Annotated in this window: 10 protein-coding genes; 3 read left to right on the top strand and 7 right to left on the bottom strand. The window is 40.4% G+C overall.

Annotation, left to right across the window (positions count from 1 at the left end):
- Window positions 1-2: 2 nt before the first annotated feature.
- Complete coding sequence (locus F885_RS02265) at window positions 3-1,001, bottom strand: Stealth CR1 domain-containing protein (RefSeq protein ID WP_005322388.1); 999 nt, start codon at window positions 999-1,001, stop codon at window positions 3-5.
- Between the two features lie 375 nt (window positions 1,002-1,376).
- On the opposite strand from F885_RS02265, the gene F885_RS02270 reads away from it, so the two are divergent.
- From F885_RS02270 to F885_RS02280, 3 genes are read left to right on the top strand one after another with little or no spacing between them, the layout of a single operon-like run.
- Window positions 1,377-2,258: an ATP-grasp fold amidoligase family protein gene (locus tag F885_RS02270; RefSeq protein WP_005206207.1), complete on the top strand. Its 882-nt coding sequence runs from the start codon at window positions 1,377-1,379 to the stop codon at window positions 2,256-2,258.
- Window positions 2,259-2,293: 35 nt separating this feature from the next.
- A complete protein-coding gene (locus tag F885_RS02275) occupies window positions 2,294-3,463 on the top strand; it encodes a nucleotide sugar dehydrogenase (RefSeq protein WP_005322385.1) in 1,170 nt (389 codons plus the stop codon).
- Entirely contained in the window at window positions 3,460-4,485 is a 1,026-nt protein-coding gene (locus tag F885_RS02280; protein WP_005206211.1) for an NAD-dependent epimerase, read from the top strand. The genes F885_RS02275 and F885_RS02280 overlap by 4 nt, the downstream gene beginning before the upstream one ends.
- A gap of 86 nt (window positions 4,486-4,571) precedes the next feature.
- Here F885_RS02280 and F885_RS02285 read toward each other — a convergent pair whose 3' ends face one another.
- The 6 genes from F885_RS02285 to F885_RS02310 form a co-directional block, all read right to left on the bottom strand.
- Complete coding sequence (locus tag F885_RS02285) at window positions 4,572-5,327, bottom strand: hypothetical protein (protein WP_005206212.1); 756 nt, start codon at window positions 5,325-5,327, stop codon at window positions 4,572-4,574.
- 175 nt (window positions 5,328-5,502) lie between these two features.
- Window positions 5,503-6,429: a branched-chain amino acid transaminase gene (locus tag F885_RS02290; RefSeq protein WP_004652473.1), complete on the bottom strand. Its 927-nt coding sequence runs from the start codon at window positions 6,427-6,429 to the stop codon at window positions 5,503-5,505.
- A 30-nt stretch (window positions 6,430-6,459) separates the two neighbouring features.
- Complete coding sequence (gene glnE, locus F885_RS02295; protein WP_005322384.1) at window positions 6,460-9,207, bottom strand: bifunctional [glutamate--ammonia ligase]-adenylyl-L-tyrosine phosphorylase/[glutamate--ammonia-ligase] adenylyltransferase; 2,748 nt, start codon at window positions 9,205-9,207, stop codon at window positions 6,460-6,462.
- Between the two features lie 72 nt (window positions 9,208-9,279).
- The gene (locus F885_RS02300; protein ID WP_005206217.1) at window positions 9,280-10,551 is read right to left on the bottom strand and encodes a sensor histidine kinase; all 1,272 of its coding nucleotides are present in this window, start codon (window positions 10,549-10,551) and stop codon (window positions 9,280-9,282) included.
- 421 nt (window positions 10,552-10,972) lie between these two features.
- Window positions 10,973-11,566, bottom strand: a complete 594-nt coding sequence (locus tag F885_RS02305; RefSeq protein ID WP_005322383.1) for a hypothetical protein — start codon at window positions 11,564-11,566, stop codon at window positions 10,973-10,975.
- A 52-nt stretch (window positions 11,567-11,618) separates the two neighbouring features.
- Entirely contained in the window at window positions 11,619-12,128 is a 510-nt protein-coding gene (locus F885_RS02310) for a hypothetical protein (protein WP_005206222.1), read from the bottom strand.
- Window positions 12,129-12,130 lie beyond the last annotated feature (2 nt).

Here is a 12,130-nt window from a genome sequence, read left to right as displayed (position 1 = left end):
ATTTATCCTTTGGCCGTTTCAGCCAATAAAACTTTCGGGATATAGCCTGCCAATTTTTGATTTAAAGCTGCATAAATTTCTGCCGCTGCCGCATCACTCAATTGATCCAGACTTTGCATACACCCATATTTAATCTGTTCATTACCCAAGCTTTGCAAGAAGCTGCTTAAACTGCTTTCATTTTTCAAATAGGCAATCTCAAGGTCAGGCTTTAACAAGGCCTCATCCTTTTGAATTTTCAAATGATTCATCAATGAAATCGGATTGATTTGTTCGACACTGCGGAACTTATACTGAATCTGTTTTTCTAGAAACTTAGGATGAGCAAGTAAATAATCTTGTAATATTTTACGGTCAACCGCGTGCGGATAATGGTGAATCTCAAAAAACTTTTTAAATCCAAGCATATCTGCACCTAACATTTGCGCAATCATATGTTTAGGTTGTATCGGCTTGGAAAAATATTGATTTAAAACCTGACGATACCAAAGCTTGGCCTTGAGCACAAAACTGCTTTGCCAATGCCCGTAAATCACCATTTTCTGATCAATCAGAATATCTTCTAATTGTGCTGGCGCGTTAAAAAAGAAATCATCATTCAAGTAGAAAAAGTAATCGGATAAACCCTGAATATTCCAGAGCATGGTTTCAATCGAACGTGTATTGAAAGTGGGTAAGTATTGCTCATACCCCATAAATATTTCACGATGATCAACAATTCGAATTTTACCCGCCTCACAAATCCCATCCTGAACAAAGTCATCAATCCATTGCGGTTGCTGACCATCTGTCACAATATAGATATGTCGACAAAATGGGACATATTTTAAAATAGATGCAACGTTATAATAAATTTCATGGTTGCTGGCAAAACGGGTATCACTAACGGCATCAGAAGCTTGTGTTTTGCCCTGATACTGCATGCGCTTCTGTTTCAACTTCGGATCATTGCCATCCACCCAAGCAATCACCACATCAACCGGTTGCATCATTTCACTCATCAATTCACTCTTAAACGATCCGAAAGCCCGAAAATACGGCCAAACATGTTTAATCTAGGAGCATATGATAACACCACTGATCTGTTCACAGTCAGTCTCTTTTCGTAATAGCGGAGGTATTCATTGTGCGATCATTCCATATAAATCAATATATTATAATTGTTTAAATTTTAATATCGATGAGGTAATCAGCAGATATATAATTCCACCTTGTTTACTGACTTTATTAACATCAACTTAACCCCTGACAATCCCTAACAAAATCAAACCTTTTGGAATCATTTTACACCTAAAATCACCACATTTTTATTAGACGAATTTAGGTATTTTTATTATAATTACAGGTTACTTTGACGGGATTTAATCTTTTGACTGATGATTTATAATTACTTTGAGTATCAAGCAAAAATAATTAGAACTAAATTTGTTTCAGATAAAGCGTATCTCACTAAACGTTTTATCTGCAAATTAGGTTATACCCCTGATTTTTGCTCGCCAAAAAGCTTCAATGAAAAAGTCACTGCCCGAATGATTTTCGAGCGGAGTCCCCTGTTCACAAAATTAGCAGATAAATGTGCAGTCAGACAGCTAGTTTCAGCAAAGGTTGGGGATGCCTATTTTGTTCCATTGATTGGCATTTACAAATGTATTGATGAGATTGATTTTAACCAGTTACCCAATCAATTTGTTTTAAAATGCACCCACGATAGTGGCAGCGCCATGGTCTGTCGCGATAAAAGCAAATTTAGTGTCGAAGCAGCAACCGCTAAAATCAAAAATCATCTTAAAATGAATATGTATTTTAGAAAGCGTGAATGGCACTACAAAGATATTTGCCCTAAAGTACTGGTTGAAGAATATGTAGAGCTCTATGTCGATCCGGCCAGTCAATCCGCCATTACCACGTGTCGTGTGCACTGTTTTGAAGGTCGTCCAGAATATCTAGAAATTGATGTCCAAGATGCTCAAGGCAATGACTATTCAAATATGTATGATACACAATGGCAGTTACAGCCATTTCGGGTCGATCTTAAAGATAATTCACCATCCGCTTTAGCTGCACCGAAACAATTGCAAGAGATCATTCAACTGTCAGAAAAGCTTTGTTTTGCGTATGGTTATAGCCGAGTAGATTTCTTACTCTCTCAAGATCATGTGTATTTTAGTGAAATCACGCTCACTCCGAATGCAGGACGAATGGTGATTACACCTGTAGAATGGGATTTAAAATTAGGCTCACTCTGGTTATCCTATTAGCCGTCCATCATGTATGTCGAATCTGTTAGGTACTTATGAAAATAGCGATTGCTGGAACAGGATATGTCGGGTTGTCAAATGCAATGCTATTTGCACAACACCATGAAACCATCGCCTTGGATATCCTACAAAGTAAAGTAGATTTACTGAATAACAAAGTATCACCGATTCAAGATCATGATATTTCACTCTTTTTAAAAGAAAAACAGCTCAATTTCACGGCGACTACAGATAAACAGCTGGCTTTTCACGATGCTGATTTTATTATTATTGCCACCCCAACTGACTATGACCCTCAAACCAATTACTTTAATACGCAAAGTGTAGAAAGCGTCATTCAGGATGTACTGGCCATTAACCCCAATGCAACCATGATCGTCAAGTCTACCGTTCCCGTGGGTTTCACAGAGCAAGTCAAAAATAAATATCAGACTGAAAACATTATTTTCTCGCCTGAATTTTTACGTGAAGGTAAAGCGCTGCACGATAACCTCTACCCGTCGCGTATCATCGTTGGAGAACAGTCTGAACGTGCCCAGCAATTTGCCGATTTACTGGTAGAAGGCGCAATCAAGCAGGATATTCCTGTCTTACTGACCCATTCAACTGAAGCTGAAGCGATTAAATTGTTCGCCAATACCTATCTGGCGATGCGGGTGGCCTTCTTCAATGAATTGGATACTTACGCACAAAGCTTTGGCCTAGATACCAAACAAGTGATTGACGGTGTTTGTCTCGACCCTCGTATCGGCAGTCATTATAACAATCCATCTTTTGGCTACGGCGGCTATTGTCTACCAAAAGATACCAAGCAGTTATTGGCCAACTATAACAACGTCCCAAGTAATCTAATTAAAGCGATTGTGGATGCTAACCGCACCCGTAAAGATTTTATTGCGGATTCGATTCTAGCAAGAAACCCAAGCACAGTGGGCATCTATCGTCTGGTGATGAAAAGTGGCTCAGATAATTTCCGTGCTTCAGCGATTCAAGGCGTGATGAAGCGATTAAAAGCCAAAGGTCTGGAAATCATTATCTACGAACCGACCTTTCACGAAGACAGCTTTTTTAAGTCTAAAGTGACTCAAGATCTAAATGAATTCAAACAAGCTTGTGATGTGATTATTGCCAATCGCCTCTCCAATGAATTGCTAGATGTACAAGATAAAGTTTATACCCGAGATATTTTTGGAGGCGATGAATGAAAGTTCTAGTCACAGGTGCTGCTGGATTCATCGGCTTTAGTGTTGCAAAAAAACTGCTGGAACGCGGTGATGATGTGGTCGGTTTTGATAATTTTAACGATTATTATGATCCATCCCTGAAAGAGGCCCGTGCTCAGCAATTACAACTGCTGGCTGAGCGCAACGATACAGGCAGTTTCACTCTGATTCGTGACAATCTCGCCAATAAAGCCGTGGTGGATCAATGCTTCCAAGATCATCGTTTTGATCGTGTGATTCATTTGGCCGCGCAGGCTGGTGTACGCTATTCACTTGAAAATCCACATAGCTATGTGGAGAGCAACCTGATTGCATTTACCAACATTTTGGAAGCCTGCCGTTACGCAGCAACACCCCACCTAACCTATGCCAGCACCAGTAGTGTCTATGGTGCTAACACCACCATGCCTTTTAGCGAGCAACATGGTGTGGATCATCCGCTGCAATTCTATGCTGCAACCAAACGCGCCAATGAATTAATGGCACATAGCTACAGTCATTTATTTAAATTACCAACCACAGGACTGCGTTTCTTTACTGTCTATGGACCGTGGACACGTCCAGATATGGCCTTATTTAAGTTCACCAAGAATATTTTTGAAGGCAAACCGATTCCTGTGTTTAATCATGGCAATCACACCCGCGACTTTACCTATATCGATGATATTGTTGAAGGGATTATCCGTACTAGCGACAAGATTGCGACCCCTGATGAGACTTGGGATAGTAACCATCCAAATCCATCCACCAGCAATGCTCCGTTTAGAATTTTCAATATTGGTAATAACCGTACAGTGAAACTGATTGAATACATTCAAGCGATTGAAAAAGCCGCAGGTAAAGAAGCGATTTTAGACCTACTTCCTCTTCAGCCTGGCGATGTACCAGATACCTTTGCCGATAGTTCTGCGCTAGAAAATTATGTGGACTACAAACCAGCTACTTCAGTGGTTGATGGAGTGAAAAACTTTGTCGATTGGTATCGCCAATATCACAATATTTAATAACTCTTAAAGCAAAAAAATCAGGCATTCCGCCTGATTTTTTTATCCTATTCATCTATTCAATTTCAAGATGAATAACACTTGGATTATTGCCAAGACTCTTTAATCCAATCCGATGGCAATACATAGCGATACCACTTACCACCACCACCACTGATCGCATCAGGTGGATTAATCTCACCATGGAAAATAATGATTTTTGCGCCTTTTGGTTTAATAGGCGGCTGGAAATATGCAAATGGCACTCGTCTTAAACAGTGGTATTTATAGCTTTTGCACCACTCTTTATTCCAATAACTCAATTTGCCTTCTTTATGCACAAACCAAGACAGGTACTCTTGTTCATTACGGAACTTTTGACTGATCTCTTTAAAGTTTGCACGGAAGTACGGCAAGATATCTGGAAAAGCACCCAGTTTAAAACGATAAACCGAACTATTGCCTGTGATACGCCAAGGGCGTTTCCAGTCGTGAATCACCAAGAACTCACCTTCCGCTTGGAAGAAGCAGTCAATATTATCAATAATGACCACGTCCAAATCGAGGAATAAAGCATTGCCTTTTAAGCCATACAGATCAGGTTCAAAAGTCGAGAGTTTATTCCAGCCACGCTCAGGGCTACCAGCAGGTAAATCCAGAGATGGAATTGGAAAACATTGAACATTCGGATCAATGCCCTCGGTACGATCAGTCAAGCACACCATTTTAAAAGGCAGAGTCAAATGACGTTTGACCATGTTATACAAACGGTTGACGTACTCAGCACCATACTTGGTTCCCCACTTCATGCACAAGATCACATTGTCTTCATGAGTTGCCGAATTTTGTTGAATATCTACCATCTGATAACCTTAAATGCTTGAGATACGAGGCTACACTTTGTCCAAAAAAACAAAAGTGTTCAATCATATGCACTGAATATACGCTCATCTTAGCATAGAGCGGATTGTTTTTTTTAGTATTAATTCGTCAATAAAAAAGCGAAGCCTAAGCTTCGCCTTTGTGCACGATTACAGCTTATTTAATATAAGTTAACCAGTGTGCATATTTGTCATTGCGACCTTGTACTGCATCAAAGAAAGTCTTTTGAATCACAGTGGTAATCGGACCACGTGAACCACAACCAATTTCACGGTCATCATATTCACGAATCGGTGTTACTTCCGCAGCAGTACCTGTAAAGAATGCTTCATCTGCAATGTAGAATTCATCACGAGTAATACGACGTTCAACCACTTCATAGCCCAGGTCTTTAGCAATGGTAATCACGGTTTGACGGGTAATCCCTTCTAACGCGCCACCTGCTAAATCAGGGGTATGCAACACGCCATCTTTAATCAGGAATACGTTCTCGCCCGCACCTTGGCAAACAAAGCCTTGTGGGTCAAGTAACATCGCTTCGTCATAACCTGAGCGTGCCACTTCCTGATGCGCCAAGATCGACACAGTATAGTTACCGCATGCCTTTGCTTTACACATGGTCACATTTGGATGGTGATGCGTGAATGAAGAGGTTTTTACACGAATACCACGTGCCATTGCTTCTTCACCAAGGTATGCACCCCAACCCCATGCTGCAACCGCGGCATGAATGGTATTGTCAGTTGCGGCAATACCAAGTTTTTCAGAACCAATCCAAATTAATGGACGCAGGTAGCAAGATGCTAATTTATTTTCACGCACCACATCGATTTGTGCTTGTTCTAATGTCGCTTGATCAAATGGAACATTCATCTGATAAATTTTTGCTGAATTTAATAAGCGTTTAGTATGATCTTGCAAACGGAAGATTGCTGTACCATTTGGGGTTTCGTAAGCTCTGACGCCTTCAAAGACACCCATGCTGTAGTGTAGTGTGTGAGTTAAGACGTGAATTTTTGCATCACGCCAGTCAACTAATTTTCCATCTTGCCAAATAAAACCATCACGATCAGCCAAACTCATCGCACATACTCCATTTTCTTTTTTACACAATTATTCACTTTCCAATGCTTGCGCAGTTGGATCAATTAATCTTTGCCATAACTTGCAAACGATCTCGCGGGTTTCGTGCCAATCCGCAGCATTGACTTGCATAGATTGATTTGCAAGCGCTAGACGGTGGCTCTCAGCTCGTTCACGGAGATAAGCGTGTATTAATGCTGTGGCATCTTCACTGGATAAGCAGCCTGCTTTAGCAGCATCTTCTAGAATTCTTACATTATCGGAAAAATGGGCGAGATCTGTATTCGTCCCACTCCATGCAAGCACAGCATACTGTGCCATAAATTCGATATCAACGATACCACCTGAGTCCTGTTTTAAATGAAAAATCCCATGTTTTTTTTGCTCAGAAGATGATCCCAAATGATCTTTCATCTTTTGGCGCATTTTCAACACTTCTTCACGCACCACATTCTCATCACGTACTTGGGTCAGGATCTGACAGCGAATCTGTTCAAATTGCGTGCATAATCCACGATCTCCTGCAATAGAGCGAGCACGCACTAAAGCTTGATGCTCCCATAACCAGGCACTTTTTTGTTGATATTGCTCATAAGCTTTTAAACTGGTGACCAACATCCCCGCTTCACCCGATGGTCGCAGACGGGTATCAATCTCATAGACACGCCCGTCCAAGGTCTGCGTAGTCATCAAGGACATAAACTTCTGCGCCACACGAATGGCAAACTCGGCCCCACTAATGCCCTTACGACCATCGGTTTCACTTTGCTCTTCAAAGGCATGGATAAACACCAAATCTAAATCTGAACCATAGCCCAGCTCAATGCCACCCAATTTGCCATAGGCAATCACGGCAAAGCCTTTGTTATCGAGACTGCAACGCTGTCCATCATTTCCAACTGGATAGCCATGACGCTGTGCAACCGCCTCATACGCCAAACGTAAAGTCGCTTGTACACTGACTTCAGCAATATCAGTCAGGGCATCGGAGACTTTCATCAACGGACTTTCTGCCAGTACATCACTGGCGGCAACCGTCAATACATTACTCTTTTTAAATAAGCGCAGTACCCGCATCTGATCTTCAACTTGATCAATCTCGATGCGTAGCAATTGTTGGCGCAGTGAATCTTCCAAATCTTTGCGTTGTGGCAAACCAAAATCCATCGACAGGAATTCATCCAACAACACTGGATACTGTGCCAGTTCTTCACAGATCCATGGACTGACAGTTGCCATCTTGACCAGTCGCTGCAACGCACCACGGCTTTCCATCAACATCACCAGATAGACGGTACGACGTAGCACCGATTCAACCAATGGCATCAAACGTAACAGCGCCATTTGCGGTTGATCCGACTGTAAAATTGCTTCGATCAAATGTGGCCAGAATTTCTTTAAACGCTCTAAGGCACTGGCAGGGATTTTGCGTAACGCCTGCCCATGCCAAAAGTTTTGAATTAAATTCTTGGCATCATCATCCAATACGGCATTGAGTTTTTGTTCAAGCTGCACAAAATCATCAACTGGCTCAGCAAACTCTTTTTCCTGAATTAACTGCTTAAACTGGACTTTGACCTTATCACGTTTCTGATTCAACACATCCAAGAAGACAGCCCAATCAGCAAAGCCAAGCGTATCCAACATCCGTTGTCTCTGTTCAGGCTCAGTGGGTAAAGATTGGGTTTGCTGATCATTCAAGGCTTGAATGGCGTGTTCAACTCGTCTTAGGAATAAATAAGCATCTTCCAGATCAATCACTGCTTGCTGATCCAGCAGCTCCGCTTCACCCAAATGATGCAAATTGACCAGACATTGACGATCTTGTAGTTCGCGCTTCGATCCGCCATAGATCAACTGGAACACCTGCACGATGAACTCGATTTCACGAATCCCGCCTGCACCGAGCTTAATATCCTCTTCGATATTACGACGCATGACCTCACGTTCGATCATGGCCTTCATTTCACGCATGGCGGCGAAAGCGGAATAATCGACATAACGACGGAATACAAAGGGACGTGACATGTCTAGCAATTCTTCGCCCGCTTTGCCACCCGTTATCACTCGTGCCTTAATCCAAGCATAACGTTCCCACTCACGCCCATGCTGGCTTAAATATTTTTCCAAACCACTATGACTAATCGCCAAGGCTGAACCATCGCCCCACGGACGCAAACGCATATCGACACGGAATACAAAACCATCAGCAGTAATATGATCGAGCAGATAAATCAGCTTCTGCCCCCACAGAATACAGAACTGCTGCACATCAATACATTTACGTCCATTGGTTTCGCCCTGTTCATCAAAGGCAAAAATAAGGTCAATATCACTGGAAAGATTCAGCTCTTGGGCACCGAGCTTGCCCATGCCAATCACAATCAGGTCTTGTAACTGACCTGAATAACCGATGGGCTCACCGTGTTTAGCTAATAAAGGCGGTAATGCAAAAGCTTTAGCTGCACAAATACTGGCATCGGCAAAATCTGATAACTCACGGGTTAGTGTCACCACATTAGTCAACTGATTGGCATCTTGCCAAATCCAGCGAAACATGAGCTTGGCACGGAGTACGCGTAAGGCTTTCATCCATGATTGTTCATCGGAGACTTCCGCCACAGCCAGTTGCACTTTTTGATAGATGGTTTCAGTCGATAGCGAGTCCAGAAATTGATCTTCGGAATAATCTTGTTCTAATTGTAATGTGTATAAATTTAAAACTTGTTCAGCATATTGGCTTGCAACTAAGGTTTTTTGTAGCTGTTGCGCATTCATATAAAAAGGCTCGACTGATGTCATGTCATCTAAGTTAGTTATATCAGTTACAAGCTTATCTTTAAAATCTCTTTAGACTAATTTCGCTTTGCTTTTTTGTTGATCCGTACATAAATCAACCTGTTCACGTTCGATTGGCAGCAACACGGTAAACACAGTGCCTTCGCCCTCATTGGAAGTGACATTGATTTCACCCAAATTCATTTCCACAAAGCGCTTACATAAACTTAAACCCAGACCTGCACCCTTCTCTCCTGCAGTGCCTTTATAACTCATGGTAATCCGTGGCTGGAATAGATCGTTGATTTGTTGTTGAGTCATGCCAAGGCCAGTGTCTTTGACATAGACTTCAACATAAGTGCCTTTATGCTGTGCTTGGATATAGACTTTGCCCTTACCATCCACATCGGTAAATTTCAGCGCATTAGACACCAAGTTCTGAATCACCGAGGTGATCATATTCATATCGGCATAGACTTTAAGATTTTCATCGACTTCATTAATCAGTTGAATATTCTTCTTAATGGCCAAGGTTTTGAGAATATCGGTCACGATATTGGTGATCTGACGCAACTTAAAGTTGATGGGATGATAGACAAACCGCCCACCTTCGGCCATCGCCCAATTCAGCAAGCTTTCCAATAAGTTATAAGTCGATTGCGAAGTATCATAAAGATAATCGGCAATATTCTGAATACTGGATTCATCTAAGGTTTCACGTTCTTTCGCCAAGATTTCGGAGAAACCCAATAGCCCATGAAATGGTGCACGTAAGTCATGGGAAATAATCGAAAAGAATTTAGTTTTACTAAAATTGAGTGCAGCTTCTTGTTCGTATAATTCTTTCAGCTCATCATGATTAAACTTCAATTCCAGTTGTTGCATGAAGTTGATGCAATGTTCTTGCAGGAGTTGTTTTTGTAGATCGCTAAAGCCTTGTGCAGCTTCATCAAACAGGATGATATAACCCAGTGAAGTTTGGTCTGGATGTCTAAGATGTAGGGCGACTGCAGTTTGGATTTTCTTTTTCAGTGGTGCAAGGAATGCCAGTAAGGTTGAGTATTGCGGATGGTCGCTATCGACTAGATCACCATTCACAAATAGGGTGTTTAGACTTTTGATAATCTTTGCGGAATCAATGGCTTTGAGTTTTTCAGGGCAACGATGCCAAAGGTAAGGTTCTTGGTGAAATGACAGCAATGCGGTACTGGCTTGCATCAGTTTTCGGTTGAACTGTAAAAATTGCTCAAGCAAGTTCTGCTCTGAAGTCAACCCCAAAGAAAGAGAGATTTTACAAGCACTTAACTTTTCGGCTTGCTGTAGTTCTAATAATTGAATCGTCATTCCCGCCTCTCGAATATTTTCGTTATACGGTTCTTTACGTTTTATAAAAAAAATGTGAAAACTATCACTTAGTATTAACAAACTTTAACAGAAAAGGCAATTGTTGATTCAATCAATTCGCAACAAAACGTGAAATTTCATTAAATTTTAACTTTGCAATTATCTTGTATAAATCTGACCTAAGGTAAATGTATTCGATAAAAGTGAAAGGAAAAATTTAGCATATGGTTCTATCCAATGTTAATCGGGACTATTTTGGGTTCAATCTTAAGTAGCTTAATAATTTTGTACTATTTACCTTTAATATAGCCTTATTAAAAGGCTATATTAAATAATGATACTTCTTAGAAGACTATTGACTTATTTCTATCGCTCTAGGCTTTTATTTAATTATCAACATTATTTATCTATACATATCTTTTTACTTCGGTGCTCCTTGAAATACTGGCACTGGTGATTTGTTTATCCTAAAGTTCTGATCAAAGTTTTTGTTATGATCTTTCAAAGTGTATTCTTTCAATTCAGTCAAATTTTTATCTTGAGTAAATTCAAAAACTTTTGGCGCTGTATGACTATTTACATCAGCTACACCTCCAGTTTTAACCGTTATTGTACATCCCTGCTTATTAGAGCATAATTCTTGTATTGGTTTTAATGCCACAGGATTAGCAACATTAGCGGTAAACTTACTGATACTATCACTTTCAACGCCCTTAGCATTAATTGGAACTTTAGCATCCTTATGCATATTAGCTTTAATCAATTTTCCAGCAGTTTCTTTAACTTTTTCACAATTTTGACCATATTTAAAAATATCCCAGAAATCATCCTTATGTGCATAAGCTACTTGCAAATCACCTTTAGTATAAGCATCATATGCTCGTTTATAAATATTAATTGAAAGTTCATTTGCTATTTGACAGTCCATGGCTATAACAGAACTAGAAATACATGTAATGAATCCAAGCATATATAATTTATATAAGAGCTGTTTTTTAAAAAAAATAGTATTCATTTTCACTCCAATAGATATTATTTTTCTTGACTATTAATTTAAGAAATAATTCTTAGGGCGGCGGCATTTCAGTTTGTTTGCCGTTAGTAGCATAACTACTCTGTGTCATAGTAGTTGTCTGTGAAGGTTTATATTGAAAATTTGATTTTGCAAAGATAGCGCAGATAATAATAACTGCACCAACAATCATCCCCACAATTCCAGGGGAGTAAGTAGCAAGTGTGGCTTTAGCGACTGTTGTTTCAGATGCATTCATCGTTCCGCTAAAATTTATTGCTTTCTCATAGGCGAAAAAGGAAATAGCGAGTCCTGTAAATGAAATTGCCGCTCCTATAAGTACTGCTAGCAAACGAATTAATATTGTGGTAACTAGTCCTATACCTGAAAAGGTAAATACCAAATCGTTGTCCTTGGTCTCGATAATATCGACTATTTGCACTAGCAGTACACCAACACCAGCTAACAGTGCCATAATTGTTAAAAGTAGTCCAAGTCCAACACCAAACCACATGACCTTTTGCCAACTAGATTTTGGCGTATCGGGAAAATCAGAATCTGCCATAT

The organism is Acinetobacter higginsii, from assembly GCF_000369845.1.
GTDB classification, from domain to species: Bacteria; Pseudomonadota; Gammaproteobacteria; order Pseudomonadales; family Moraxellaceae; genus Acinetobacter; species Acinetobacter higginsii.
The sequence above is the reverse complement of the archived record's forward strand: the minus strand, read 5'-3'. Positions and strand labels throughout refer to the sequence as shown.

What these genes read in the sequence shown, in the direction of transcription:
- glnE (WP_005322384.1), bottom strand. Translation starts at nt 9,207, where the DNA reads ATGAATGCGCAACAGCTACAAAAAACCTTAGTTGCAAGCCAATATGCT.
- F885_RS02290 (WP_004652473.1), bottom strand. Translation starts at nt 6,429, where the DNA reads ATGAGTTTGGCTGATCGTGATGGTTTTATTTGGCAAGATGGAAAATTA.
- F885_RS02285 (WP_005206212.1), bottom strand. Translation starts at nt 5,327, where the DNA reads ATGGTAGATATTCAACAAAATTCGGCAACTCATGAAGACAATGTGATC.
- F885_RS02305 (WP_005322383.1), bottom strand. Translation starts at nt 11,566, where the DNA reads ATGAATACTATTTTTTTTAAAAAACAGCTCTTATATAAATTATATATG.
- F885_RS02270 (WP_005206207.1), top strand. Translation starts at nt 1,377, where the DNA reads ATGATTTATAATTACTTTGAGTATCAAGCAAAAATAATTAGAACTAAA.
- F885_RS02265 (WP_005322388.1), bottom strand. Translation starts at nt 1,001, where the DNA reads ATGAGTGAAATGATGCAACCGGTTGATGTGGTGATTGCTTGGGTGGAT.
- F885_RS02280 (WP_005206211.1), top strand. Translation starts at nt 3,460, where the DNA reads ATGAAAGTTCTAGTCACAGGTGCTGCTGGATTCATCGGCTTTAGTGTT.
- F885_RS02275 (WP_005322385.1), top strand. Translation starts at nt 2,294, where the DNA reads ATGAAAATAGCGATTGCTGGAACAGGATATGTCGGGTTGTCAAATGCA.
- F885_RS02310 (WP_005206222.1), bottom strand. Translation starts at nt 12,128, where the DNA reads ATGGCAGATTCTGATTTTCCCGATACGCCAAAATCTAGTTGGCAAAAG.
- F885_RS02300 (WP_005206217.1), bottom strand. Translation starts at nt 10,551, where the DNA reads ATGACGATTCAATTATTAGAACTACAGCAAGCCGAAAAGTTAAGTGCT.